The sequence below is a fragment of the Sphingobacterium chuzhouense genome (genome assembly GCF_014692525.1).
In the GTDB taxonomy this organism is placed as follows: domain Bacteria; phylum Bacteroidota; class Bacteroidia; order Sphingobacteriales; family Sphingobacteriaceae; genus Sphingobacterium; species Sphingobacterium chuzhouense.
Genome location: NZ_JACNYL010000003.1, coordinates 181,031 through 207,010, shown reverse-complemented (window position 1 = coordinate 207,010; position 25,980 = coordinate 181,031). Strand labels below are relative to the sequence as shown.

Here is a 25,980-nt window from a genome sequence, read left to right as displayed (position 1 = left end):
AAGGAAGCTATGCAGACGGTTTATGATTTCCACGGCCTACAGTTTAACGGAGAAAAGAAATCGTTGCAAGATTATTCCGGCAAAGTGCTATTGATTGTAAATACTGCCAGTAAATGCTTCTTTACTAAGCAATTTAAATCACTAGAGCAATTATATCAGAAATACAGGGATCAAGGGTTTGAAATTTTAGCTTTTCCATCCAATGATTTTCATGAACAGGAGCCGATGACAGGTTTGCAGCTGGAAACATTTTGCCGTATCCAGCAACAGGTTACTTTTCCAATATTTAAACGCATACATGTTGTTGGAGATTATTGTGATCCATTATTCAGATTTTTGTCCGACAAGAACCTAAATGGACGTGTAAACGTTAAACCTTTATGGAATTTTCACAAATATCTTATTAACAAACAAGGAGAAGTAGTGGATTACTTCTATAGCGTCACAAGCCCGCAAGCGAAGAGGGTGACCGCCAAAATCGAAAAACTGATAACAGCGTAGAGCATTCTTGATGTCCTTTGTGTTCTATTTGCCATTTTTTACTTAAATGTCTACTTTTGGAACAAACAGAAATGTACTATGAAGTTGGATTTAATGGTGATGACCGTTCATCCCGATGATGCCGAATTAGGGGCGGGGGGAACGATTGCGAAATATGTGGCGGCAGGTAAAAAGGTAGGTATTGTGGATTTGACACAGGGAGAATTGGGAACACGCGGCACTCCGGAAACTCGGAAGAGAGAAGCAGCGAAAGCAGCCGAAATCCTCGGTGTACGCGTTCGGGAAAACCTGAGATTGCGCGATGGTTTTTTTGCTAATGATGAAGAAAACCAATTCGTTATTATCCGTGCAGTCCGCAAATATCAACCCGAAATTGTGATCACCAATGCGTTGGACGATCGTCATCCAGACCATGGAAGGGCGAGTAAATTGGTGAATGACGCACTTTTTCTAAGTGGGTTACGCCGTATCGAAACAGTTGATGAAGGACAAGTACAAGAAGCTTTTCGACCTAGGCTTCAATTGCAAGTGATCCAAGACAAATATATCCAGCCGAATATTATATTGGATATTACCGACTTTTGGGAAAAGAAAGAGCAATCTATTCTAGCTTATGCTACACAATTTAATGTGTCTGTAGACGACAATGAGCCCCAGACTTATATTTCGAACCCTGATTTTATGGAGTCTACGAGGGGTAGAGCGGCAGAATTGGGACGAAATATCCAGGTCAAATATGCGGAAGGGTTTACAGCCCGTAAACTATTGGGTGTGAACGATCTCTTTCAACTTTTGTAAGGGAATGGCGCTTAAGTTGAATCAAATCCATCACGTTGCTATTATCTGTAGCGACTATTTACGTAGTCTATCTTTTTATAGAGACATTTTGGGCTTGGAGGTACGGGCAGAGACCTATCGAACTGAACGCAATTCCTATAAAGCAGATTTAATGCTAAACGGTCATTATATTATAGAGCTATTCTCTTTCCCTTCCCCTCCGATGCGTCCATCGTATCCTGAAGCAAACGGACTGCGACATTTAGCTTTTGAGGTATCGGATATAGAAGAAACTGTCCGTGCATTGGAAGAAAGTGATGTAGCGTATGAACCTATCCGAACGGATGAAATTACCGGGAAGAAATTTACTTTTATCGCTGACCCGGATGGGTTGCCGATTGAGTTTTATGAGAAGTAGAGACGTACATATAAAAACCGTACCTTTGCCCCATGTCAACAGGATTAGTTTCGCAAGATACGATTGTGGCTTTAGCGACATCTCCGGGAGCGAATGGTGCCATTGCGGTTATTCGTTTATCTGGTTCGCAAGCAATCACGATTACCAACGCGGTGTTCAAAGGAAAAGATCTTCTAAACCAACCTTCTCATACGATCCATTTCGGTACGATACGGGATAAGGATGAAATAATCGATGAAGTATTGGTTTCGCTTTTTAAAGGTCCGCATTCCTACACGAAGGAGGATGTGGTCGAAATTTCTACCCATAACTCAAAATACATTGTCGAACGTCTGATAGGTTTACTGATTAAGAAGGGAGCTAGAGCAGCACAGGCTGGAGAGTTTACGTTGCGGGCATTTTTAAACGGTGGTATGGATTTGTCGCAGGCGGAGGCTGTTGCGGATCTAATCGCTTCGGAAAACAAAGCTTCCCACGAAATCGCCATGAACCAAATGCGTGGAGGAATCAGCAATAAGTTACAGCAGATGCGCGAACAGCTGATTAATTTTACGGCGCTCTTGGAACTCGAACTGGATTTTGGAGAAGAGGATGTCGAGTTTGCTGATAGGGCACAATTTGAAGCTTTGGTTCAGGAAATTAAGGTGCATATCCACAAACTTATTCAGTCGTTTGCTTACGGAAATGCGATAAAGCATGGGGTTCCAGTTGCCATTATAGGAAAACCTAATGTTGGTAAGTCGACGTTGCTTAATACCTTACTCGACGAAGAACGTGCTATTGTTAGTGATATCGCCGGAACTACCCGGGACACCATCGAAGAGACTATCAATTTGGATGGGATTACCTTCCGTTTTATCGATACGGCGGGGTTGCGGGAAACGATGGACACTATCGAAGCTATCGGTGTGACCAAAGCTAAAGAGAAAGTTCGGCAGGCGAAGGTGCTACTCTATTTATACGATGATAAAGATAGTACGGCAAATGAGGTCATCGCACAAGTGAAGGAACTCTATTACGACGGTCTTATTGTCATTTTAGTTCGTAATAAAATTGATTTGCAGGGAGGATATTACCCGAACGAAATGGATATGGCCATTACAGGAGCTTTATTTAGCGATTACAGTGATTCGCTAGTCGCTATATCAGCGAAGGACGGAGATAGTGTGGAAGGGTTAAAAAATATTTTGTTGGACAAAATCCGGGAAATGGCTATTGAGGATCAACAGATCATTACCAACACGCGACATGTGGAAGCTTTACAGCTGGCTTTAAACGCACTCGAGCAAGTGAAGCAGGGGCTAAGTATTCAGTTGCCTGGCGATTTATTAGCCCACCATGTGCGCGACGCATTGAGACATATTTCTAGTATCACGGGAGATATCGATGTTGATAGGGACATATTAGGTACGATATTCGGCAAGTTTTGTATCGGGAAGTAGCTCTCATTTAGCTCAGAGTTAGATAAGGGTACGGAATGAAATAAGAAATAAAAAAATCCTGAAGCGGGGAGCTCCAGGATTTAAACTAACCAATTATTAACCTAAATTATGAATACTAAATAATTGACAATTTCCGTGCCAAAATTGATGTGTAGTCGCGTTTTTTGTTCTTAATATCGATTAATTGTGAAAACACCTGTTTCAGAAGGCATTTCCTCTTTGTCAAGTACAATCACGCTACCTCCGTAGTTAAACGCCAAACATGCCAATTCATTGATTACATCGGTATATTGTCCATCATCTTGTACTATTTCACGTTCCTCGATATCAATATGACCATCAATAGATTTACCATTTTCTATACAAAGCACTTCTACCTTACCATCAATGACATCTCTTACCACATCGCCTATATCTAAACTACTTAGGTTTTCAGGTATGGCAAGGTGATAACGTTCTAAAAGCTCCTTTTTCCGCTTTTCTAGTATTTTGTCGAATACCTCTTGTATCTTTTCCAATAAAGCTGCCTTGCTTAGTGATTGGGGGTTTATCTGTATATGAATTGGGGCAAAATTGCTATGTTTACTGATGCGTAAAAAATGATTATGATGCTCGGGCAAAGCAGCTAACAGTAGTGGTATGTCTTGGGGGATTGGATAATGTTCGAGAATAGCTTGGTCTATTTTCCTGAAAAATCTATCCATATCAATATCTTCCTCTTGACTTTTTTCCATATACCCGTGCAGTCCAGTACCTTGCACAACAGAGGCATGCAAATGATTGTCTGTTAGCTCGTCACCTAAAGCCTCTTTCATGGTGGTAGGTACGTTGTCCTTTATATCCAACTTTTGAAGCTGGTATTTGTCGCCCTGATAAAGCTGTACATCATCTAAAGCCAGCGCAAGGAGATAGTAGGGTTGGTTTTCATGATACAACTTAAACAAAGGTTTTACGCAAAATGAATCGGCCACGCAGGTTATTTCTTGGACTTTTTGAGGTAAACGTAATATTTGGGTATCTTGTGAAGATACGAAGATTGCAAGCCCCTCATCATTGTGATCCCAAAAAGTTTTATCGTCTATGAGTTTTTCCAATGGTTGGATTAGTTTTTCATGTTCATTAAGTTTGTTGTCTTTGATATACTGCAATGTCTTTTTATAAAGATTTTTAAAAGTGATAGGATCCGTCGCATTTGCCGGATGTACTCGATGGGTAGGCATGTAAATCGAGATACAAGGTTCACCTTGGATTGCCGTAAGTTCTTTTAGTAATTTCAAATCGATTGTTTGCATAATAGATGTTTTTAATGAATGCATTGATTTTCGTTTTAAACACTTTTTAGTAGAACGGTTCTAAATCAGAAAAAATCCGTTCCGTTATTAAAGTAGCCCTATATATAAAACAGTCTAATTAAGGAGATGTTTAGAAAAGTTTATGATAGCTATAAACAAAAAATACTGGAGTGGGGAACTCCAGTATTTTTTTACTAATCAACCAATTATAAATCTTATTTTTTTGGAAAATTAGGAAGTACCTTAATCTCTTCTATTTGCAAAATGTGTCTATCGGAGTGTGTTGTTATGAATAACAGATTTTGATAGCCGTCTACAGGACCCGCCGGCCCCTGGCTAATGTGATTTCGCAAAGCCTTTATATCGGCATTTTTTATATAATCAATGATCTCTTTTCTCCCGTTTTCAAATGCTATTAAAGCCTCGTTTATATTGTGGTATTTTCCAGTAGGTTGAAGCATTTCGGGAGCTTGATATTTTTCACTCCTGTTGGTAATGCTTTTAATAATTTCTTCGTCAGTATAGCTTGGTTTTTGGGAAATTTTGGACGTGTCAGGTTTTGAAATTTCTTGTTTGAACATCCCAAAAATCATGGGTTCTGATAAGATGATATGTTCTAGACATTGGCTAATTGACCATTGTCCTTTGCCTGGAATAAAGTTTAGCTGTTCTTCTGTAAGTCCCGCCACGCTTTTTTTTAAATGTACCGCCGTCTGTTCGTAATGTTTAAGTAGTTTTTGAATATCACGACTGCTATCTTGCTTGATAATGTATTCAAAGACAGGAGTGGCCTGTTCAAAAGCTATAACATTTTGCTGTTTATTATCTGCGCTTGCATCGGGTGTATTTACCAACAGGACGGCCAAAAGCGGAGTCATCCTGATGAAATGTGATACGTGTCTTTTCATAATAGAACCTTTTATGTAAACATTAATTTTGATTTCCTTCTACCTTAGAATACAATATTAGATACTTTTTTCAATAGGATACTTGACATAAGGCAAGATATTCACCGTAGCCACGTGAAATACCTGTATTGAACTTCATAACGATGTATAAATACCTAAATTAACATTAAAAACAACTATAGGAGACTTTTTATTGTTCAACAAGTGGTTTAAACAACACAATATTAGATTACAAATAAATAATTTCGTTATGAAAAGGATCATTTTTTTTACATTTATGCTTGGTCTATTAGGTACCGGATGTGGTGGTAATAGAACTGAAAATTCCGACACGATGGATAGTAGAGATACTATTGGAGACCAAAACTACAGAAATGGAAGGTCGACTACGGATACCACGATGAGAGATAGCGTAGATTCTGTACTGCCTCCTACACCTCCTCCAACGACTCCTTAACTAAATACATGATATTGACATTTAATATATTGATGGTGCTCACTTCCCATGCCCGAATGGATGGGACAGATTCTATGACAGGGGTTTGGTTAGGAGAAATGACGGATCCCTATTACGAATTTGTCGATGCTGGGTTTAAAGTGACAATGGCTAGTCCTTTAGGAGGAGAGCCACCAGTCGACCCCATGAGTAAACTAACGGAGCATATTACCGCCTCCAATAGACGTTTTTTAGATGATGAGGTCGTGCAACAGCAATTTGCAAATACATTAAAACTGGAAAATATGCACGCCAGCGCTTTCGATGGCGTGTTTATTTCCGGCGGACATGGTCCTTTATGGGATTTGGCTCGCCATCCTGAGTTAGGTCGACTGTTGTTGGAGTTTGTAAAAGAAGATAAACCGATTGCAGCGGTTTGTCATGGGCCGGCTGCATTATTGCCATTAGCGGATCTTCATCCAGGGTATTTAGTTGGAAAACAACTTACGGCATTTTCCAATATAGAGGAAACATTGGTCATGCGTCACGATAACATTCCCTTCGAATTGGAAACGCGCCTAAAGGAATATGGCGCAGATTTTAGCTCGGCTAAGCTTTCTTTTGGCCCACATGTTGTGCTGGACGGACAACTCATTACTGGACAAAATCCTTTGTCTGCGGCTTCCACGGCTCAAACCATGATTGAATTGCTGACATATCCGGGTAGTCTATAATATCATTGAAAACCTTATGAAGACGAGCGTGTTTATTTCAATAAAAGACAGGTATGGCAAAGCTCGCAGATTATAAAAAGAAAAGGGATTTTAAACAAACGCAAGAACCAAAAGGTAGTAATAAGCGAAATAGTGATAAGGCAAGAAAATTGCGGTTTGTCGTACAACGGCATCATGCCTCTCGCTTACACTATGATTTTCGATTGGAACTGGATGGCGTGTTGAAGAGCTGGGCTATTCCCAAAGGGCCGTCGTTATACCCGAAAGATAAGCGGTTGGCCATGCAAGTCGAAGATCATCCGATAGATTATGCCTCTTTTGAAGGGATTATTCCAAAAGGTAATTATGGCGCTGGCGTGGTCACTATTTTTGACTCAGGATACTACGAATTTACGGAAGCAAAGAATGAAAAAGAATTTTTACTGGACTTAGAGAAAGGTTCCTTAAAATTCAAATTACAAGGCCATATTCTCCGTGGTGAATTTGCATTGGTACGGATGAAAGGGCAGGAGGATAATGCTTGGCTGCTCATAAAACATAAAGACCGATATGCATGGGATGAACCTTACGATAGCGAGGATAGTGTAAAACAAGTGGTTAAGCAAGCTGGTGTAGATTTTAAAAAAGAGAAGAAAACCGATCCCTCTAAAAAACTTTCTAAAACTAACCAAAAAACTAATACGGAAGAATTTCCGAAACCTATGTTCGCAAAATTGGCAGAACATCTTCCTGAAGGAACGGAATGGCGGTACGAAAAAAAATACGATGGGTTTCGTATTTTGGCCATAAGGAACGAAATGGGTGTTCAACTTTATTCGCGAAACGGGAAAGATATGAATACATTGTTTCCATCACTGGTGACAGAACTATCTTCCTTGGATAGGCATGCGTGGATTGACGGAGAACTTGTTATTGAGGATGAACAAAAGAAAGCGCACTTCCAATTGATAGCCAGTGGCGAACCTATTCCGAGTAATCTTACATTGCACTATTATATTTTTGATATACTCCGTTTGGAAGACGAATATGTGACGGATTATGCGCTTAAAGATCGGGAAGAGTTACTTGCACTACTGTTTCGCCGTATAAAAAAACCTAAAATTGTTCAGTTAACACAGGTCTTGCAAGGCACAGCTCAACATGTTAAAGCGAAAGCCGAAAAGCAACAGTGGGAAGGAATCATAGCGAAAGAAGCAGAAAGCACATACTTACAAGGTAAACGTAGCAGTTCTTGGACAAAATTCAAGTTACGAAATAGTCAGGAAGCCATCATTTGTGGTTATACGCCGCCACAAGGGAGCCGTTCCTATTTCGGGGCTTTGGTACTTGGGTATTATCAGGATGGAGAACTCGTATATATCGGTAACTGCGGCACGGGATTCAATACAAAGAGCCTTAAAGATATATACACCCTTATGAAGGAGTACGAAAGCGGACAAAAGCCATTCGATAAGGAGGTGGTAGTGGCGAAGGAAAAAGAAGTAACCTGGTTACGGCCAGCACTGGTGTGTGAAGTGTATTATAGCGAGTGGACGACAGACCGTCATCTACGCCATCCGGTATTTAAAGGATTGCGGCAGGATAAAGATTCGGAAGAAATTGAAAAAGAGAGTCCTATGAAAGACGAAAAGAATGAAGATTTAATAACAATAGGTCGCAAAAAGGTGCAATTGACCAATTTAAATAAGGTATACTGGCCAAAGGAGCGTTATGTCAAAGGACAGATGATCGCGTATTATGAACAAATGGCCGATTATATACTTCCATTTGTTAAAAATAAACCGATATCGATGCATCGCTTTCCAAATGGCATTGCAGCAGCAGGTTTTTTCCAGAAGGATGTGGATACGGATAATATTCCCGGTTGGGTAAAAACAGTTCCGGTACATTCGGAAAGCACGGGAAAAGAAACAGACTATATCGTTTGTAACGACAAAGCCACCCTTCTTTATATCGCGAATCTAGGTTCTATTGAGGTTAATCCCTGGCTTTCTACTTATCAAAAGCCGGAGTATCCGGACTTTGCTGTGCTGGATCTGGATCCAAACGGGGCTGATTTTCAAGAACTGATACAGGTAGCAAAGACGGCACATGAAATCTTTGAAGAAATGAAAGTCCCCGCATTTCTAAAGACCTCCGGATCTACGGGTTTACATATCTATGTTTACTTAAAAAAGAAATATACGTATGATGTTGCCCGGGATTTCATCGAATTGGTTGCCCAGATGGTTCAAGAAAGACATTCAGATACGACCAGCTTGGTACGGGATCCTAAAAAGAGAAAGGGGATGATATACCTGGATTTTTTGCAGAACAGAAGGGGGCAGACCATAGCGGCTCCTTACTCCTTAAGACCGAAAGAGGGAGCTACTGTCAGTACACCGCTGCGATGGGACGAATTAACACCCAAGTTGCGTATTGCCGATTACAATATCAAGACCATATTAAAACGGGTAAAGGAGGTAGACGATCCTTGGGCTACGTTATGGGACAACGCCGTCAATATAAAGCAGATTCTTGCTAAACTTTAGGCTAAACTTGCCTTCAATTTATTTAACAAGTCTGTCGATTTCGTATTCTCCACTTTCATCTTCCGAATAGAGGTATGTTTTCCTTTAGCTTTCTGTTTAATAATTTTCAATAATTCGCTGGTATACTCATTTTTATATTTTGATATATCAAAAGGTTGGCTATGCTGTTTGATCAGTTGAAGAGCCATATCCATCTCCTCTTTTTTTAATCGGGCATTGCCCGGTAAGCTTAATTCATCTGTTGCCCGGATTTCTTCCTCAAATCTAATCTTGTTCAGTAAGAGCATATTCTCATATGGTTTCACGATGGCAAGGTGTTCTACGTTGCGCATGACAAAAGAACCCAATCCGGCAGTCTTACTTTTTTCGAGCGCTTTCAGAAGAAGTTGGTAAGCTTTTGTTCCTCCTTTTTGAGGCTCCAGATAATAGGGGGTATCAAAATAAATACTATCTATTTCATCCATCTTAACGAAAGAATGTAAATTGATCATTTTGTTCTTTTCGGGACTGGCCTCTTCGAAGTCTGAATCTTCCAGGATGACATATTTATCCTTGAGCAAATAACCTTTGACGATATTTTCCCATTTCACTTCCTTGCCGGTGTTTTCATTCACGCGTTTGTATTTGATGTTCGATTTATCTTTTCTATCCAACATATCTAAATCCAAGGAACTGCTTTGTACAGCGCTATATATTTTAACAGGGATATTAACCAATCCGAATCCAATTGCTCCAGTCCAAATAGCTCTCATAACATTTTTGTTTTATTTCTATTAGTAAGAACAATACTCTGCTAAAAAGGTTCTTTTTATTCCTGTACGCTTTCGTGGCGTCGATCGGTAGCCGATTTATCTTCCGCTACGCCGGCTTTCCAATAAGAATAGGCATATAACTCCTCTTGCTTCCAATCCTTTTCTTTCCGCAGATAATGGCGGATTTCCTTTACAGATGAAAATTCTGCCGCTACATACGCGAAACGGTTATGCGTAGGGAGGTCAAGTGTTTTTACTGTTTCTGCGAGCGAGCTTCCCTGTTGGGGAGCTTCATTGTGTAGCCAGATAAATTGCACATTAGCGGCGGTTTTCAGGTGCTGTTCGTCCGCTTTGCCATGAACCTCGATGATACAAGTTCCTTTAGCTGTAGAAGGTAAATCTTCCAGAATAGCGCCTAGAACAGGGATAGCGGTAGCGTCGCCTACGAGAAGATAGTTTTCTGCGTCGCCATATAATTTGGTTTTGCCATCTTTCATCAATACACCTAATGGGTCACCTACTTTGGCAGCGATAGCCCAGGCGGAAGCGGGGCCTTCATCACCATGCGCGACGAAGTCGATCCAAATCTCGTTTTTTTCCAAATCAATTCCGCGGTGGGTATATGTCCGGATAAAGGGGCGTATTTCATCCGGTTGCGGTTTCCACTGCTTTTTATCATCGTCAAATTCCGGGAGATAAACCGCTGAACAAGCCGCCGGCGGGATAAGGATCTTGTTGTTGACACCAATAGTCGTGTTGGCAATTTTTTGTACATCATCCCCCGTGAGATATATCCTGATATAATGTGGTGTAATAAATTCTTTACGGCTTACTTTTAATAATGCTTGTATGGGTTTGAAATTTTGTCTGCTCATTTTATATATTGTTTGGTAAGCTATCAGAAGATACTTCTTCATATAATATTATTGAGAATAATTCTAAATAACTAAGTTTGGCAAAGATAATAAGTTGTTCTGGGATATAAAATAAAGATTGAACTTTCGTATTTTAGATCGGAATAAGATATAAATGCAATGACAATTAAATATTTTAAAATAATAGCAGCATTGTTTCTAATCATGTTAGGGTGCCGTTCCGAACGGGGACAAATAACCGATACATGGACTGTTTTTTATAATCAGGATTCTACATTGGCAGGTTACAAAGATAAATCGGGTGTCGTGAGGATAGAACCAAGATTTGCTGGTTTTGTCACGGCCGTCCAATTTAATGATATCATATCGGGCACAGAACGAAACGGAGAGAAGTGGACAAGTTATTATTTGAATAAAAAAAACAAAGTATTTGGAACGGATAGTATCTACATCTTTGATAATGCAGCAGACTGTGAAAATGAAGGATTTATACGGTTTAGGGATAGAGAATCGGACAAAGTAGGCTTGTTTGATAAGAATGGGGATATCGCCATACCCGCTATTTACAATGATTTAACCAAGGTCAGAAATGGCATGCTGGTTGGATTAAAAGGCGGCAAAAAGCAATACGTCCGTCCGAACGACCCTCCTGCAGATAATTATTATTCGTGGGTAGGAGGGGTAGAGGTGTTACTCGATACCTTAAATAATGTATTAGCAGAAAATTTTCCCAACGACAATAAGCTTGATTTTTATTCCGTTGAAAGGACATCGAAGCCATCGAAAGATAAATCGAAAAAGAGCTTTCCGTCTAGCGATGGGAAATATATAACCTTTATTGATTTTGAGAAAGAATTCAAAGCTTGGCTAATAGATGAACTGCTGTCCGATTTGGGGAAGGAGCAAGTATTGCAATCGACTCATGATACCGTTACATGGGAATCCAAAGAAGGATGGGCAAAGACTGGAAAGCAAGAATTTATGGATAATAACTTTCAATTGTTAAAGCGAATCTTATTGGAAATCAACGAACCGGAAACCAACTACGCTATTTTTCTAAATGGATTGAACCCCTTTATGTATGATGGAGAGGATTTTGATGAATACTTCAACAATTGTGGGGAAGCAAGGGAATGGCAGTATCCGGTATTAAGTGTGGTTATTTCATACAATTATGGAACAAAGGATATATCACAAAATCATTTTGATTTTTTACGGACGGAGAATGGCTATAGGTTAATTTCTGTTACAATTAGAAATGCAGAAATCATGCAATGATATTATGTTTTGGGTGTCCGCCATGTCCAGAATAACCCCCAGATGAAAGCTCCCAGTCCTACGGCAAAGCTTTGCAGTAAAGTACCTCCATGCTCAATCCACAACTTAGCAAGCCATGGGCCTATTAGTTGTGACCCCGCATAAATGGCGATAAGCGCAGCTGACAATCTCGGCCCCTGATGTGGTTGAAAATATCTCGCTAATCGTTGTGTACACATAACCGATCCTAAAAATCCACTACCCACTAAAATTGCGCACGCGATTACGCCGATTCCCGCTGGGATTAACAATACGGCGGCTACTCCCAGCGCTTGCAATATATATGTATAGATCAGAGCGAACCGGTCTCCGAATCGATGCCCGATCCAGTTCCATACAGGGATAGAAATCAAGCATGAAAGGGACGTGATAGCCCAGACATTTTTTATCCATATACTATCCTCTGACATCGTGTCGTGGGCGAGCGTAGGAAGAAAAGTCATAGGTAATATATAGCCTAGACCTGCGCCGATATAAGAAAGAAATAGCGGTGTACTCCGTCGGTCGAAAAGTGTACTACTGTGTGTCAGTCGTTGGCCCTTGTCTTTATAGTCGGGTCTGTCCACTTGAACCTTTACAAACTGTTTGATGCTGTAAGTTGCTAATAACAAGGATACAATAGCTACTGGAATCCAACGATGTTCCGTTTGAAAAAAAGTTGCGGTCGAATCCACTAATAACCCGCCTGCCAATAACCCGCCAGCCACACCAAAATATACTAAGCCACTTAATTGAGGTTTGTTGTTCATGATGAACCACTCCAACAGTAAAGCTGGTGCTAAAACAAATACAATCCCGTTAGTAACACCATTTAGAAATCGTAATAGCAGCAATACATCAAATTGTGGGGTGAAACATTGGGCCATGGTGATCAGTACATTTCCCACTAAACCAATCAATAAGTACTTCTTGATAAGCTTTGGTTTGGAGTATCGTACTGCAAGTAGTGCCCCAATTAGATAGCCAAAATAGTTTATAGTTGCCAAATCAGCACCTTGTGTGATGGTCAACATATTATCGCTGATAAAATATGGCAATAAGGGCGTGAATGAAAATCTACCTAATGCATGCACTACAGCGAGAGCAGCAATGCCCGCTAACAAATAGCGGATAGCTTTTTGTTTAATTGAATCTTCTGTTATATGTGCCACGGATGTATACTAATGACTATCATTTTATTTGCCGCCGCAAGATAATAAATAGATTGAAGGGGAAGAATATTCTATGATTTCAAAAACAATTTTCATGGACATTTATTCTCTTATTATACGATAAAGAAGAGTAGACATATTATGGCAATTATTGGAGAAATTATTAAACGGGTAATTGATGTGAACGGCTTGATCAATAAGGACTCTACACCTTGGGAGGCCCAGAAGCAAGTCTTGCTGGATATGCTGGATGTAGCAAAATACACCGCTTTTGGCAGAACGTATGATTTCAGTAATATCCTTGCGGATATAGACCCTGTAAAACATTTCCAACGCGTAGTTCCCATTTTCGACTATGATAAGCTCCATACGGAATGGTGGCATTATCTGCATGAGGGGCATGAGAACGTGACGTGGCCTGGGGGGCAACGTTATTTCGCCATGAGTAGTGGGACAACTAGCAATAGTAAAGCCATTCCGGTAACGGATGATATGTTGAATTCTATTAAAAAGGCAGGTATACAACAGATATTAAGTTTGAAGAACTTTGATCTTCCGGGAGATTTTTTTGAAAAGGATATCATGATGTTGGGTAGTAGCACGAAGCTTGTGGAGCATAATGGATTCCTCGAAGGCGAAATAAGCGGTATATCGGCTGCTAACCTACCACTATGGTTCCGAAGATTCTATAAACCTGGTAAGAAAATAGCAGATAGCAGAGATTGGGAGGAGCGCGTGCGTAAGATAGCCCGTGCGGCAAAGAAATGGGATATAGGAAGCATGACTGGTATTCCCTCCTGGTCAGAAATCCTGATTAAAGAAATTATTCGCCAAAATAAGGCGGGTACCATTCATGACATTTGGCCCAATCTACAGGTGTATAGTACGGGCGGGGTGGCGTTTGGCCCATACCGTAAAAGCTTTGAGAAGCTCTTTGCGAAGCCTATGATTTATATTGATACCTATTTAGCATCAGAGGGCTATCTGGCAACGCAGAAACGACCAGATACGGAGGCAATGGCACTCATTACTGATAATGGTATCTTCTTTGAGTTCGTTCCTTTCACGTCCGAGAATATGGATGAGGAGGGATGTGTAAAACAACATATACCCACGTTAACGATCCAAGAGGTGGAAGAAGGTGTGGAATACGTATTGTTAATTTCTACGGTGGCGGGCGCTTGGCGCTATATGATAGGAGATACAGTTATTGTCACGGATAAAGAGCGTGCTGAGATCATTATCAGCGGACGTACAAAGCATTTTCTCAATGTAGTCGGTGAACAGCTGTCTGTGCATCAAATGAACCAGGCGATTCAAAAATTGCAAAAGCAGTTTGGCCTAGAAATCCGAGAGTTTACGGTTGCCTCTATTCGCCGGGGTGAGCGCTATATCAATAAATGGTATCTTGGAGCAGATCAAGCGCATCCGGCCTCTACAGAAATTACGGAAGCATTCGATGCTGCTTTGCAAGAAAACAATAAAAACTATACCGTCGCGAGGCGCCAGACACTCGACGGTATAGAAGTGGAAATCATACCGGTAACGCACTTTCATCAGTGGAGTGAACACTATAAGAAGTTAGGCGGGCAGACCAAAATACCACGTGTTATGAATGCGGAAGATTTTGAAGTATTTGAGGCATTTATATCGGAATTGTGATATCCTATAATGACTTAGTTATCTTCTTCTTGAGTGCTTTGAGCTAAAGCAGTTTCATCGGCTAAAAGTTCCTCTTTTTCCGGTTGCGTTTTCTTTTCCATTTCGGACACGAGTTCGACGATATCATCCGGAGAAAGATAAAGACGGGCGATTTTTTCTTTATAGCGAGTGGATAATTCACTATGCCCAAGGATAAACTCCTTAGTTGACAAGATATAGGATGCCATACCTCTGTTAACCGCAAAGGTATCAGCTACGCGTTCTGCTTTTCGTACGTACCTTTTAGATAGCCAATACATCAGGCCAAACTTTGCTATTCCCCATACCGTTCGCTCTTCATAGTCCATGATATGGCCTAATTCGTGGCCAAGCCATCCAATCAATACCTCTTCTGGTAAATGGTGGATCGGTTCGATACTTTGAGTGAGTTTAAATACCGGACTAATTAAGATATCATATACCCGTTTATCGCGGGATTGTAAGAGTGTACTTACAACTGGACGCGCTGCCATTACAGATTTCTTTAGTTTTTGACTGAATATAAATCGAATATGTGTATGCTCAAGTTCCGGGTAGTGCGATAAAGCCTTGAATGCCAGTTGCTCGATAACTTTGGGAACTTCTTTGTTTTTACGAAACGCCTGTAAACCCCCGTTTCGATATATTTCTTTATCGGTATAAATGCCCATAAGCTTTTTTTACATACTAACAATGTGAAGTGGAAATTGTTGCGAATGGTTTTAAAAACAAAAGGAGCTTAAAGCTCCTTTCTTAATCTTGCGACCGGGATGTTCATTGCTTCCCGATATTTGGCAACGGTGCGTCGTGCAATGGTGTATCCTTTTTCTTTTAGAATTTCTGTCAGTTTTTCATCTGCTAATGGCTTGCGCTTATCCTCATTGGCAATGCATTCTTCTAATATTTTCTTTACCTCTTTATTGGAAACCTCTTCACCTGAATCCGTTTGGATAGCTTCAGAAAAGAAAGATTTTAATAGAAAAGTTCCAAATTCAGTCTGTACATATTTGGAATTGGCAACACGCGATACTGTTGAAATATCCATTTCAATCTTGTCTGCTATATCCTTTAGTATCATAGGTTTAAGGAGTCGTTCATCCCCCGTAAGAAAATAATCATACTGATATTCCATGATAGCATTCATGGTTTTCAACAGCGTCTGTTGCCGTTGCTTGATAGCGTCTATAAACCACTTGGCAGAATCCAGTTTTTGCTTGACAAACTGTACGGCCTCTTTCATTTTTTTATCCGTCTTTTCAGCTTTTTCATAGTGCTCAAACATTTCCTGATAAGAGCGAGATACACGCAGCTCCGGGGCGTTTCTTCCGTTGAGTGTTAGATGGAGCGTGCCATCGTTGTTCGTGATATGGAAATCCGGAATAATATGAAGTTGTTTACCTGCCGAAGCACCGGAGTCTCCCGGTTTTGGATTTAATTTAAGAATCTCGTTGATGATATCCTTAAGCTCTTCCGAATTTACCCCCAATTGCTTTTCTATCTTGTCATAATGTTTTTTGGTAAACTCATCGAGGTAATTTTCAACAACTTTAATAGCTTGATTAATAATAGGGTTGTTTTGATCCTTTTTACGTAATTGTATAAGTAAGCATTCTTGTAAATCTCGTGCGCCTATACCAGCGGGCTCAAAATCTTGGATCACTTTCAGTATAGCCTCTACTTCTGCTTCTTCTGCAATTACATTTTGTGAAAAAGCGAGGTCGTCAATCAGCGAGAGGATAGGACGTCTTAAATAGCCATCATCGTCTAAACTACCGATAATCTGTTGTCCAATGAGATAATCTTTATCTGATAAAGCAAGTAAATCCAGTTGGTTCTGTAAAGATTCGAAGAATGAATCCTGAACAGCTATCGGGATCTCTTTTCGGTCGTCGTCGTCATCACTTCCGTAATTGGTTGAATAATCATTATAGTCATCTTCCTGTATATATTCGTCTACACTGAATTCCTCATCAAAATCGTTATCCTGACTTTCGAAATTATCGTCGGGATCATGGTCTGGATATTCCTCAACTGGATCATTCATATTGGTTAAACTCCCATCCTCTAAAGCAGGGTTTTCCTCTAATTCCTCTTTAATGCGCGCATCCAGAGAAACAGTAGGTACCTGCAACAGTTTTATAAATTGAATTTGTTGCGGGGAGAGTTTCTGTAATAATTTTTGCTGTAATGTTTGTTTTAACATGCTTTAGCTTCTTTTGCAGGGGTAAAAATACTTAAATAAATCAGAAAACTAAAGTGACCTGTGTTGCGTGTGCCTAAAATAGGTATAATTATTGAGGGAGGATTTGTTATCGATGTGAAATTTACGTGTATATATCAAATGTTAAAATACGTTAATTTCAAAAACCATAACCTGTTTTTTTGCCTTGCATAGCTGTTTTTAGAAAAACAATTTCCATATTTACGATATGTTTAAAAGGGTTAAAAACAAAGTCGTCCGTTACGTTTTGATAGCGGTTTATAGCCTTATTGTATTGGTATGTGCTGTTCAGCTAAACTTCTTGTGGCTATTTGGGTATTCACCTACTAAAAAAGACATTGTTCTGCCAACACTTAATATTTCTTCGGAGTTATATACTGCAGACTCTGTCCTGATAGGTCGGTATTTTGAGGAGGATAGAGATCCAGTTGGCTATGATAGTATTTCAGAAAATATATTAAACGCCCTTATTGCCACAGAAGATGTTCGTTTCTACAAACATAATGGGGTAGATTTTATAGGGCTGTTTTCCAGCGCGATATCCACATTGAGGGGAGACAAGCGGGGAGGGAGTACCATTACGCAACAACTTGCCAAGAACCTATATCGAACAAGATATAACCAGTCTCAGGGGTTGCTTGGTCGCATTCCTGGAGTACGCATGGGCGTGACAAAATTTAAAGAGTGGATGACCGCTTACAAACTGGAAAGTAAATACGAAAAAAAACAAATCATTACGATGTATCTAAATACCGTTTCGTTTAGCAATAACGCTTACGGTATTAAGTCCGCTTCACTACGATATTTCAATAAGCAACCTAATCAATTGTCTGCTGCGGAGGCAGCTGTACTGATTGGAATGTTAAAAGGGACAACGCTTTATAATCCTATCCGTAATCCAGATAAATCAAAAGAACGCAGAAATGTGGTTTTGAGACAAATGCAAAAGGAGGGATATATTAATGAAGAACAATATATTTCTTTTTCTAAAGAACCGTTAGACTTGAATGTGAATAATCCGGAGCGAGGTGGAACGAATGATTCGTACCTACGGACGGCTGTGGAAAAATGGCTTGAAAAATGGAGTGAGGAACATGATATAGATATTTACACAGCCGGTTTAAAGATCTATACAACAATCGACTCCCGTATGCAGCAATTGGCAGAAGAAACGGTATCTAAACAGATGAACGGATTGCAACAACGTTTAGACAACACTTGGAGAAACGAAGAACCGTGGCGGGATAAAAGTGGTTCGGTAATTCCTGGTTTTCTAGAAGATAAGGCTAGAAAGTTACCCATATTTACGTCGTTAATGGAGCAATATAACGATGATGAAGAAAAAGTATTCCAAATAATGCGGGAGCCTAGGAAAATGACAGTTTTTACGTGGGAAGGTGATAAGGACGTAGAAATGTCTACAATGGACTCTTTGAAACATTATGTAAGTATGTTAAACACAGGGGTTATGGCGATGGATCCGTATAATGGGGAAATTAAGGTGTGGGTAGGAGGTATTAACCACCGTTATTATAAATTTGACCACGTAAATCAGGCAAAACGACAAGCAGGTTCTACTTTTAAGCCTTTCGTTTATTTGACAGCACTCGAAAATGGGATGGAGCCGTGTGACAAATATGAAGATAAGCCAGTGCGGTTGGATTTTGTCAATAAACAGGGTGAAAAAGAGGTGTGGGAGCCCAAAAATGCGGATTGGAGTTTTTCTTATCGCAACATGTCGCTTCGTTGGGCAATGGCTCGTTCTTTAAATACAATAACAGCGCAAATAACAAAGGATGTAGGTTGGGATAAAATTGTAGAAACAGCACACCGTTGCGGAATCGAGAGCCATTTGGAATCTGTTCCATCAGTAGGACTAGGCTCAAACGACGTATCGGTGTTTGAAATGGTGAATGCTTATGCGACGTTTATGAATGAGGGCAAACGGGTAGAACCGATTCTGGTATCCCAAATTTATGATAATGAAGGGCAACTGATAGCATCGTTCAAAACGAAGGAGAAGCAAGTCGTAGACCCTGAAAATGCGTGGTTAATGACATATATGCTGCGCGGGACGATAGAAGAGCCGGAGGGAACTTCGCAGGCATTATGGGAATGGGATCTTTTCGGTAATGAAAATGAAATTGGAGGGAAAACAGGTACGTCGTCTGACTACGTTGACGGATGGTATATGGGAGTGACAAAAGACTTAGTTGCGGGGGTCTGGGTAGGATGTGATGAACAAAGCATCCGCTTTAAAAGTTCTCAAACAGGGGAAGGGTCTAAAACAGCTTTGCCTATTTATGCTACGTTCATGGAGGAGCTATATAAGCATCCGGAATTAGGTGTTACAAAAGGTAAATTCCCAGATCCCAAAGTAGAGATTAAGAAAAAATATAATTGTCCAAGCCCACGAATACGAATAGAGGTGCCAAGTGATAGTACAGCGGTGGAATTAGATTCAGAAAACGAAAATGTAGAAAGTTTGTTGACATTGCCGGAAGCAGAAGCATCAGACAGGACGGATATAAATGAAATAGAAAGATAATTTGTATTTTTGAAGGAGACTAATCTTTAATTATGAGCATAAAAGACAAACGTTGTTTAGTGAGCGTTCAACAGCTGGTCATTGCGATGTTATTACTATTGGCTACATCTAATATAGCCTCTGCGCAATATTTCGGGCAAAATAAAATGCGTTATAAGAAGTTAGATTTCAATGTGAAAGAAACCCCTCATTTTGAAATGTACAGCTATCTTAAAAACGACAGTGTGATAACTTGGCTGGCGAAAGAATCCGAGGTATGGTATAATATGCATCAACAAGTCTTTCAAGATACGTTTTTGCGTAAAAACCCGCTTATTATTTATAACAATCACCCAGAATTTCAACAAACGACTGCCATATCCGGTGAAATATCTGTTGGTACGGGAGGTGTGACGGAAGCGTTCAAGCAGCGTGTGGTGATGCCAATCATGCAAATTAACCATCAAACGAGACACGTATTAGGACACGAGATGGTTCATGCTTTCCAATTCCGCATGTTAATGGAAGGAAGGGATACAACACGTTTGGAAAATGTCGGGAATATTCCTTTATGGATGGTGGAAGGAATGGCGGAGTATCTATCTATTGGAAAAAAAGATGCTTTTACTGCGATGTGGATGCGGGATGCATATGCTCGTAATGATATACCATCGTTAAAGCAACTGACAGAACAATCCTATAATTATTTCCCTTACCGTTATGGCCAAGCATTTTTAGCATTTATTGGGGCTACATATGGAGACACAGTTATTATGCCGATGTTTATGGAGACTGCAAAATATGGCTACGAGATGGGGATACGTCGTGTTTTTGGGTATGATGCACAAACCATGTCAACTTTATGGCGAAACACAATGGAATCTACCTTTAAATCGCTAAATAAAGATACAACTTCCCGACCTATTGGTCACGCGTTGATTACACCAAAGAATGCAGGTCGTATGAACGTAGCGCCTGCAATTTCGCCTGACGGACGCTTAGTTGCATTTATGTCGGAAAAAGATCTCTTCGGCATTGATCTCTTTTTAGCGGATGCGCAAACAGGGAAGATTCTAAGGAAGTTGGGAAGTCGAACAACCAATGCGGATATAGATGAGTTCAGTTATCTTGAATCAGCAGGAGATTTTTCGGCCGATAGTCGATATTTTGCTTTCAGTGTGTTTAGCGAAGGGAAGAATAAATTAATGATCATTGATGTACAGACCGGAAGAACAGTTGCTCTCGAGGCGATGGGGGATATTGTGGAATTTACAAACATCAACTTTGCTCCCGACGGCGACCGTGTAGCATTTTCGGGGTTGAAAGAAGGGCAGAGTGATATTTATATCTATAACTTCAAAACAAAAGAACTGGAGCAATTGACGAATGATAAGTATTCCGATTTCCAGCCAAGTTTTTCGCCCGACGGAAAAACGATTGTTTTCAGCACGGACAGGATGTCGTTGGAAAATGCTTCCCGTTCAGTTGATATTCCTATGGGAATGGCGATGATCGACGTGGCTACTAAGGAAGTTAGAACCATCGATATTTTCCCCGGAGCAAACAATTTAAATCCACATTTCTCGGGTGATGGCACTTATATTTACTTCCTATCCAATGGTGACGGCTATCGTAACATGTTTCGTTATTCACTGAAGGAGGTAACTGTGGAGCGGCTTACCGACTATTTTACGGGTATTAGCGGTATCACAGAATATTCGCCCGCAATGAGTATATCGAGCAATGATGATATTGTGTACTCTTATTTTAAAGGGAACCAATACAGTATCTATAAAGCAAACGCATCTGATTTTGAGCCGGAAGTGATAGATGCGTATGCGGTCGATTTTACGGCGGCGATGTTGCCACCTAATGTAGATCGCGGGGTCAATGTTGTCAATACAAACTTACAGAACTTCAATGCCTATCGGCGGATTGATACTGCGCTGATAAGACCGGTTCCTTACCGTTCAAAATTCAAGTTGGATTATCTAGCCAATTCGGGCGTTGGGATGACCGTGGGTACGCGCTACGGGGCGGGAATGGCAGGTGGTATTTTTGGTATTTTCTCGGATATTCTCGGTTACAACCAAATTTACTCTACCTTGAATATAAATGGGGAAGTACAGGATTTTGGTGGACAGGTGGCTTATGTAAACCAGCGAAGCCGCTGGAATTGGGGCGGTTCGTTTTCACATATCCCTTATCGCAGTGGATTCCGGATGTATGAAAGAGAAAATTTAGGACGTGGTGAGGAGATGGTACTGAGTGACTACATTATCCGCCAGTTTGAGACCCAACTTGACGCTTTTGTAGCTTATCCATTTAATAGGTATCATCGTTTCGAGATCGGTGGTGCTCTTGCGCGTTATGGCTATAGTGCGGAAAAATGGAGTCAAAGCCTTAGTTTCTTCGGCGGTTTTGTAGATCGTCAAAAGCTATCGAATGAAGAAGCATCTAGATTACTTGGATTTAGTATGGATCCGTTGATGATGCAACAGGTTAGCGCCTCATTTGTTGGAGACAACTCGATATTTGGTTTGACGGCTCCATTACAAGGGTTTCGCTATCGGTTGTCTGCCGGACAATATTTCGGTGACATCAACATGCAAGTGTATAACGTCGATTTACGACGCTACTTACGCTTTAGGCCCGTGACAATAGCTGCACGTGCCTACTCCTATATCCGTTCAGGTGATGACGAGAACCGTTTACGTGGCAACTATATTGGTTATCCATTTTTCGTACGAGGTTATGATAATCTGAGCCGTGACCGCGTAGGAAATATTTCCTTTGATGACTTAATGGGATCTAGGGTATTGGTAGGCAACTTCGAGGTGCGCTTACCGTTCACAGGTCCAGAAAAACTTGCCACGATAAAATCCGGCTTATTGTTTTCTGACCTTAATCTCTTCTTTGATGCGGGTTTAGCATGGAATAACGGTAATAAAATTGTAAGCAATCCGGATAAAAAACCACTTGTACAGCAATATAATCCAGACGGTACCCCCTTAGTGGATCAAAACGGACTTCCCGTATATGGTTATGACAGGAACTACCGCGTGCCGGTATTTAGCGCGGGTATATCTATGCGTGTAAATTTATTTGGAGCCATGATTCTAGAACCTTATTATGCGATACCATTTGTGTCGTCAAGAACCAAATTCGGTACATTCGGATTAAACTTCATGCCGGGCTGGTAGTCCAATAAAAAGAGGTGGAGTTAGATTAGTGTTTAAGGAAGGTTGTTAAAGGTCGTTGTTTATGCTTTAAGCATAAACAACGACTTTTTTATTATCGATCTTGTCTCTATAGGTTGTAGAGGCATTAAGATTGAGCCAATTTGGGTTTTTTAAACGGATAAGCTTTTCCCGTTGCATCCTCGTAAAGTTTCGCAATGTATCGTGATAACAGAGTGCTTTTTCTTGGCTTTCGAAGGCCTCTACATAAACTACATTGTTTAGTTTAGGTGAACCGCCAAATAAGACCGACGATGTATTATGTATCTCCCGTAAACGATTAAGTATATCGGTGCAATACCCGACCTCTAAGTATGCGCGGTTACTATCTGTAACAATATATACAATATGTGATTCCATGCGTCAATTGATGTTGTGTACTAATAAATTTGGTTGTATGAATATTAATTACTAATTTTATTGGCACAATAATACTAATTATATTAGTAAATAAAAATTTTTTAAGAAAATATGTCAAATATTGCATCAAATCTTAAGTTTTTAAGAAAGAAAAAAGGTTTAACGCAACAGCAATTTGCTGATGCACTAGAGATAAAAAGGGCTTCTGTAGGCGCTTATGAAGAGGATCGAGCCGAACCGAAGTACGAGCTACTAAGAAAAATAGCACAGTTCTATGATCTGACAATGGATGAGCTGGCTAATGACGTTATTGATGAAAAATGGCGGCCTCAGCCCAAAAGTAATGCGTCTAATTTGCGGGTGTTGAGTATAACTGTAGACGGAGATGAGAGAGAGAATATTGAATTGGTGCCTGTAAAAGCCAGTGCAGGTTATTTAAATGGATATGGAGATCCGGAATATGTTGCGGAATTACCGAAATTTTCACTTCCCATGTTCAACCAAGGGACGTATCGCGCATTCGAAATCAAGGGTGATTCCATGTTGCCGCTGCCATCGGGAAGTATTATTATTGGAGAGTATATCGAAAATTGGCATGATATCAAACCTAATCAAACTTATGTTGTGGTTTCCAAAGAGGATGGTGTAGTATACAAACGTGTCGCATACAAGTTTAAAGAGGAAAAAGGATTAAAGCTTGTTTCGGATAATAAAACATATGAACCGTATTGGGTAAATACAGAAGATATTATTGAAGTGTGGAAAGCAAAAGCGTTTATCAGTACGGAACTTCCTGAACCAAGTCCGGAGCCTACAATGGAAACGCTGACGTCGATGATGGCGCAGATGCAGAAGACGATAAAATCAGTAGTAGATAACAAATAAACCCCATTTGTTTATTTAAAATAATAGTTGTATCTTTGTACAATCTGAATAAGAGGGGGCATGGTATGCCCCCTTTTTTAATTCACTTATCGAAAAGTTTAATTTACCTATCGAAATAGGGTATGCAAATAGAAGGAAGAGTACGCGAACTAATAGAAGAAAAGATAGCTGATCGGGAGGATTTGTTTGTTGTGCGGATTAAAATGCACAATAACGGACTTCTGGAGATATTGATGGACGGAGATAATGGAATAGCGATTGAGGATTGTGTTCAAATTAGCCGCCACGTGGGTTTTCATTTAGAAGAAGAGGACGCGATTGATCGTGCGTATCGTTTAGAGGTTTCCTCGCCGGGTATTGATACTCCGCTGCTGTTGCATAGACAATATCAAAAGAATATTGGACGAAGCGTTCGGATAAAGGGTGTCGAGGGAGAAAAAAGAGAAGGGAAACTGATTGCAGTGAACGATAAAAGCATCGTGATAGAAGAAGTAAAAAAAGAAAAGGGGAAGAAAGCCATCGTAGAGGATGCTGAGATTCCATTAGATAATATAACAGAAACAAAGGTGTTAATTTCATTTAAATAAAAATGAGCAGCAATATCAATTTGATAGACTCTTTCCAAGAGTTCAAGGAATTTAAAAATATCGATCGTCCGACCGTGATTACGGTATTGGAAGAGGTGTTTCGTAGTATGATACGTAAGCGCTTTGGCACAGATGAGAACGTGGATGTGATTGTAAACCCTGATAATGGGGACTTGGAAATTTGGAGAACGCGTGTGGTAATGGAAGACGGGTTTTCCGAAGATGATGATTTGGAAATCGAATTGTCTGATGTACATCAATACGATCCAGATTTGGAAGTTGGCGACGAATATATTGAACAAATTACATTGGAAAGCTTTGGTAGGAGAGCTATTTTGGCGGCTCGTCAGACACTGGTTTCGAAAATATTAGAATTGGAAAAAGACGAAGTCTTTAAGAAATATAAAGATCGCGAGGGGGAATTGGTGATAGGTGAGGTTTATCAGATCTGGAAGAAAGAAATCTTGGTATTGGATGAGGACGGAAACGAACTGATTCTTCCTAAAACCGAGCAGATCCCGGCAGACTATTTTAAAAAAGGTGATAGCATCCGTGCCGTAGTACTCAAAGTTGATATGATGAACAGTAATCCAAAGATCATCATCTCACGTACTGCCCCTGAATTTTTGCAACGTTTATTCGAATTGGAGGTGCCGGAAATTTTTGATGGACTCATCACCATTAAGAAGATTGTTCGTGAACCAGGAGAGAGAGCAAAAGTTGCTGTGGAATCTTATGATGATCGTATAGATCCTGTAGGAGCTTGTGTGGGTATGAAAGGTTCTCGTATACACGGCATTGTGAGGGAATTGCGGAATGAAAATATTGATGTGATCAATTATACATCAAACAACACGTTGTATATCACACGTGCTTTAAGTCCTGCACGTATCTCTTCCATTAAAATTGACGATGATAACAAAACGGCAGCTGTTTACCTTAAACCAGATCAAGTGTCATTGGCTATTGGTCGGGGCGGACATAATATTAAACTCGCTGGTAAATTGACAGGTTATGAAATTGATGTATACAGAGAAAATGATGAAGTAGAGGAGGATGTGGACATCGAAGAATTTGCAGATGAGATTGATAGCTGGATCATCGACGAATTGAAACGCGTTGGACTTGATACAGCGAAATCAGTTTTAGCATTGACAGAAGCAGAGCTAGTGAGACGTACTGACTTGGAGGAGGATACTATACAGGAGATTCTTCGTATCCTCGAATCCGAGTTTGAATAAGGGTTTCACCGTATCCGTATACTGAAAAAACAATTGAGCTGAAATTGTTTTTTCAGTGTAAAAAAACATATTTTTGTAGTATTAAAATTATAGAAGGTAAATATTA

At 40.2% G+C, this 25,980-nt stretch carries 22 protein-coding genes; 14 read left to right on the top strand and 8 right to left on the bottom strand.

Annotation, left to right across the window (positions count from 1 at the left end; all coding sequences use genetic code 11):
- Nucleotides 1-9: 9 nt before the first annotated feature.
- The 4 genes from H8B21_RS12925 to mnmE all read left to right on the top strand — a co-directional run bounded on the left by H8B21_RS12925 (nucleotide 10) and on the right by mnmE (nucleotide 3,138).
- Nucleotides 10-501 carry a glutathione peroxidase gene (locus H8B21_RS12925; protein ID WP_190314195.1) on the top strand — a complete coding sequence of 164 codons (492 nt, stop codon included), beginning with the start codon at nucleotides 10-12 and terminating at the stop codon, nucleotides 499-501.
- 78 nt (nucleotides 502-579) lie between these two features.
- Nucleotides 580-1,299 carry a bacillithiol biosynthesis deacetylase BshB1 gene (gene bshB1, locus H8B21_RS12920; RefSeq protein WP_190314194.1) on the top strand — a complete coding sequence of 240 codons (720 nt, stop codon included), beginning with the start codon at nucleotides 580-582 and terminating at the stop codon, nucleotides 1,297-1,299.
- A 4-nt stretch (nucleotides 1,300-1,303) separates the two neighbouring features.
- Nucleotides 1,304-1,696, top strand: a complete 393-nt coding sequence (gloA2, locus tag H8B21_RS12915; protein ID WP_190314193.1) for an SMU1112c/YaeR family gloxylase I-like metalloprotein — start codon at nucleotides 1,304-1,306, stop codon at nucleotides 1,694-1,696.
- A gap of 32 nt (nucleotides 1,697-1,728) precedes the next feature.
- Nucleotides 1,729-3,138: a tRNA uridine-5-carboxymethylaminomethyl(34) synthesis GTPase MnmE gene (mnmE, locus tag H8B21_RS12910; RefSeq protein WP_190314192.1), complete on the top strand. Its 1,410-nt coding sequence runs from the start codon at nucleotides 1,729-1,731 to the stop codon at nucleotides 3,136-3,138.
- Nucleotides 3,139-3,308: 170 nt separating this feature from the next.
- Here the strand turns inward: mnmE and H8B21_RS12905 are convergent, their stop codons facing one another.
- Together H8B21_RS12905 and H8B21_RS12900 are read right to left on the bottom strand one after the other, a co-directional pair.
- Complete coding sequence (locus H8B21_RS12905) at nucleotides 3,309-4,430, bottom strand: baeRF3 domain-containing protein (RefSeq protein WP_190314191.1); 1,122 nt, start codon at nucleotides 4,428-4,430, stop codon at nucleotides 3,309-3,311.
- A gap of 215 nt (nucleotides 4,431-4,645) precedes the next feature.
- A complete protein-coding gene (locus H8B21_RS12900; RefSeq protein WP_190314190.1) occupies nucleotides 4,646-5,338 on the bottom strand; it encodes a DinB family protein in 693 nt (230 codons plus the stop codon).
- A 250-nt stretch (nucleotides 5,339-5,588) separates the two neighbouring features.
- Between H8B21_RS12900 and H8B21_RS12895 the strand changes: the two genes are divergently transcribed.
- The 3 genes from H8B21_RS12895 to ligD are packed head-to-tail and all read left to right on the top strand — an operon-like array spanning nucleotide 5,589 to nucleotide 9,039.
- Nucleotides 5,589-5,795 (top strand): hypothetical protein, encoded by a 207-nt coding sequence (locus H8B21_RS12895; protein ID WP_190314189.1) that lies wholly within the window; start codon nucleotides 5,589-5,591, stop codon nucleotides 5,793-5,795.
- 8 nt (nucleotides 5,796-5,803) lie between these two features.
- Nucleotides 5,804-6,508: a type 1 glutamine amidotransferase domain-containing protein gene (locus tag H8B21_RS12890; protein ID WP_223815018.1), complete on the top strand. Its 705-nt coding sequence runs from the start codon at nucleotides 5,804-5,806 to the stop codon at nucleotides 6,506-6,508.
- Nucleotides 6,509-6,561: 53 nt separating this feature from the next.
- Nucleotides 6,562-9,039: a DNA ligase D gene (gene ligD, locus H8B21_RS12885; protein WP_190314188.1), complete on the top strand. Its 2,478-nt coding sequence runs from the start codon at nucleotides 6,562-6,564 to the stop codon at nucleotides 9,037-9,039.
- Here ligD and ku read toward each other — a convergent pair.
- Complete coding sequence (gene ku / locus H8B21_RS12880) at nucleotides 9,036-9,791, bottom strand: non-homologous end joining protein Ku (RefSeq protein ID WP_190314187.1); 756 nt, start codon at nucleotides 9,789-9,791, stop codon at nucleotides 9,036-9,038. The two genes, ligD and ku, sit on opposite strands and share 4 nt — an antisense overlap.
- A 56-nt stretch (nucleotides 9,792-9,847) precedes the next feature.
- Complete coding sequence (locus H8B21_RS12875; protein ID WP_190314186.1) at nucleotides 9,848-10,666, bottom strand: siderophore-interacting protein; 819 nt, start codon at nucleotides 10,664-10,666, stop codon at nucleotides 9,848-9,850.
- Between the two features lie 159 nt (nucleotides 10,667-10,825).
- Between H8B21_RS12875 and H8B21_RS12870 the strand changes: the two genes are divergently transcribed.
- Nucleotides 10,826-11,944, top strand: coding sequence for a hypothetical protein (locus H8B21_RS12870; protein WP_223815017.1), 1,119 nt, complete (start codon nucleotides 10,826-10,828; stop codon nucleotides 11,942-11,944).
- Between the two features lie 2 nt (nucleotides 11,945-11,946).
- Here the strand turns inward: H8B21_RS12870 and H8B21_RS12865 are convergent, their stop codons facing one another.
- Entirely contained in the window at nucleotides 11,947-13,134 is a 1,188-nt protein-coding gene (locus tag H8B21_RS12865) for a YbfB/YjiJ family MFS transporter (protein ID WP_317170395.1), read from the bottom strand.
- Between the two features lie 141 nt (nucleotides 13,135-13,275).
- On the opposite strand from H8B21_RS12865, the gene H8B21_RS12860 reads away from it, so the two are divergent.
- Nucleotides 13,276-14,796 (top strand): GH3 family domain-containing protein, encoded by a 1,521-nt coding sequence (locus H8B21_RS12860; protein WP_190314185.1) that lies wholly within the window; start codon nucleotides 13,276-13,278, stop codon nucleotides 14,794-14,796.
- Between the two features lie 14 nt (nucleotides 14,797-14,810).
- Here H8B21_RS12860 and H8B21_RS12855 read toward each other — a convergent pair whose 3' ends face one another.
- Nucleotides 14,811-15,485, bottom strand: a complete 675-nt coding sequence (locus H8B21_RS12855) for a hypothetical protein (protein WP_190314184.1) — start codon at nucleotides 15,483-15,485, stop codon at nucleotides 14,811-14,813.
- A 68-nt stretch (nucleotides 15,486-15,553) separates the two neighbouring features.
- Nucleotides 15,554-17,017 carry an RNA polymerase factor sigma-54 gene (rpoN, locus tag H8B21_RS12850; RefSeq protein WP_190314183.1) on the bottom strand — a complete coding sequence of 488 codons (1,464 nt, stop codon included), beginning with the start codon at nucleotides 17,015-17,017 and terminating at the stop codon, nucleotides 15,554-15,556.
- 226 nt (nucleotides 17,018-17,243) lie between these two features.
- On the opposite strand from rpoN, the gene H8B21_RS12845 reads away from it, so the two are divergent.
- Nucleotides 17,244-19,583, top strand: a complete 2,340-nt coding sequence (locus H8B21_RS12845; protein WP_190314182.1) for a transglycosylase domain-containing protein — start codon at nucleotides 17,244-17,246, stop codon at nucleotides 19,581-19,583.
- A gap of 32 nt (nucleotides 19,584-19,615) precedes the next feature.
- Nucleotides 19,616-22,765 (top strand): basic secretory protein-like protein, encoded by a 3,150-nt coding sequence (locus H8B21_RS12840; protein ID WP_223815016.1) that lies wholly within the window; start codon nucleotides 19,616-19,618, stop codon nucleotides 22,763-22,765.
- A gap of 66 nt (nucleotides 22,766-22,831) precedes the next feature.
- Here the strand turns inward: H8B21_RS12840 and H8B21_RS12835 are convergent, their stop codons facing one another.
- Nucleotides 22,832-23,161, bottom strand: a complete 330-nt coding sequence (locus tag H8B21_RS12835) for a GIY-YIG nuclease family protein (protein WP_190314181.1) — start codon at nucleotides 23,159-23,161, stop codon at nucleotides 22,832-22,834.
- Between the two features lie 111 nt (nucleotides 23,162-23,272).
- Here H8B21_RS12835 and H8B21_RS12830 point away from each other — a divergent pair, with 111 nt between their 5' ends.
- From H8B21_RS12830 to nusA, 3 genes are all read left to right on the top strand, one after another.
- A complete protein-coding gene (locus H8B21_RS12830) occupies nucleotides 23,273-24,046 on the top strand; it encodes an XRE family transcriptional regulator (protein WP_190314180.1) in 774 nt (257 codons plus the stop codon).
- Between the two features lie 122 nt (nucleotides 24,047-24,168).
- Nucleotides 24,169-24,633, top strand: coding sequence for a ribosome assembly cofactor RimP (rimP, locus tag H8B21_RS12825; RefSeq protein ID WP_190314179.1), 465 nt, complete (start codon nucleotides 24,169-24,171; stop codon nucleotides 24,631-24,633).
- A 2-nt stretch (nucleotides 24,634-24,635) separates the two neighbouring features.
- Nucleotides 24,636-25,874, top strand: coding sequence for a transcription termination factor NusA (nusA, locus tag H8B21_RS12820; RefSeq protein ID WP_190314178.1), 1,239 nt, complete (start codon nucleotides 24,636-24,638; stop codon nucleotides 25,872-25,874).
- Nucleotides 25,875-25,980: the final 106 nt, after the last annotated feature.

Coding starts and splice junctions, on each gene's coding strand:
- H8B21_RS12925 (WP_190314195.1), top strand. CDS start 10: ATGCAGACGGTTTATGATTTCCACGGCCTACAGTTTAACGGAGAAAAG.
- bshB1 (WP_190314194.1), top strand. CDS start 580: ATGAAGTTGGATTTAATGGTGATGACCGTTCATCCCGATGATGCCGAA.
- gloA2 (WP_190314193.1), top strand. CDS start 1,304: ATGGCGCTTAAGTTGAATCAAATCCATCACGTTGCTATTATCTGTAGC.
- mnmE (WP_190314192.1), top strand. CDS start 1,729: ATGTCAACAGGATTAGTTTCGCAAGATACGATTGTGGCTTTAGCGACA.
- H8B21_RS12905 (WP_190314191.1), bottom strand. CDS start 4,430: ATGCAAACAATCGATTTGAAATTACTAAAAGAACTTACGGCAATCCAA.
- H8B21_RS12900 (WP_190314190.1), bottom strand. CDS start 5,338: ATGAAAAGACACGTATCACATTTCATCAGGATGACTCCGCTTTTGGCC.
- H8B21_RS12895 (WP_190314189.1), top strand. CDS start 5,589: ATGAAAAGGATCATTTTTTTTACATTTATGCTTGGTCTATTAGGTACC.
- H8B21_RS12890 (WP_223815018.1), top strand. CDS start 5,804: ATGATATTGACATTTAATATATTGATGGTGCTCACTTCCCATGCCCGA.
- ligD (WP_190314188.1), top strand. CDS start 6,562: ATGGCAAAGCTCGCAGATTATAAAAAGAAAAGGGATTTTAAACAAACG.
- ku (WP_190314187.1), bottom strand. CDS start 9,791: ATGAGAGCTATTTGGACTGGAGCAATTGGATTCGGATTGGTTAATATC.
- H8B21_RS12875 (WP_190314186.1), bottom strand. CDS start 10,666: ATGAGCAGACAAAATTTCAAACCCATACAAGCATTATTAAAAGTAAGC.
- H8B21_RS12870 (WP_223815017.1), top strand. CDS start 10,826: ATGACAATTAAATATTTTAAAATAATAGCAGCATTGTTTCTAATCATG.
- H8B21_RS12860 (WP_190314185.1), top strand. CDS start 13,276: ATGGCAATTATTGGAGAAATTATTAAACGGGTAATTGATGTGAACGGC.
- H8B21_RS12855 (WP_190314184.1), bottom strand. CDS start 15,485: ATGGGCATTTATACCGATAAAGAAATATATCGAAACGGGGGTTTACAG.
- rpoN (WP_190314183.1), bottom strand. CDS start 17,017: ATGTTAAAACAAACATTACAGCAAAAATTATTACAGAAACTCTCCCCG.
- H8B21_RS12845 (WP_190314182.1), top strand. CDS start 17,244: ATGTTTAAAAGGGTTAAAAACAAAGTCGTCCGTTACGTTTTGATAGCG.
- H8B21_RS12840 (WP_223815016.1), top strand. CDS start 19,616: ATGAGCATAAAAGACAAACGTTGTTTAGTGAGCGTTCAACAGCTGGTC.
- H8B21_RS12835 (WP_190314181.1), bottom strand. CDS start 23,161: ATGGAATCACATATTGTATATATTGTTACAGATAGTAACCGCGCATAC.
- H8B21_RS12830 (WP_190314180.1), top strand. CDS start 23,273: ATGTCAAATATTGCATCAAATCTTAAGTTTTTAAGAAAGAAAAAAGGT.
- rimP (WP_190314179.1), top strand. CDS start 24,169: ATGCAAATAGAAGGAAGAGTACGCGAACTAATAGAAGAAAAGATAGCT.
- nusA (WP_190314178.1), top strand. CDS start 24,636: ATGAGCAGCAATATCAATTTGATAGACTCTTTCCAAGAGTTCAAGGAA.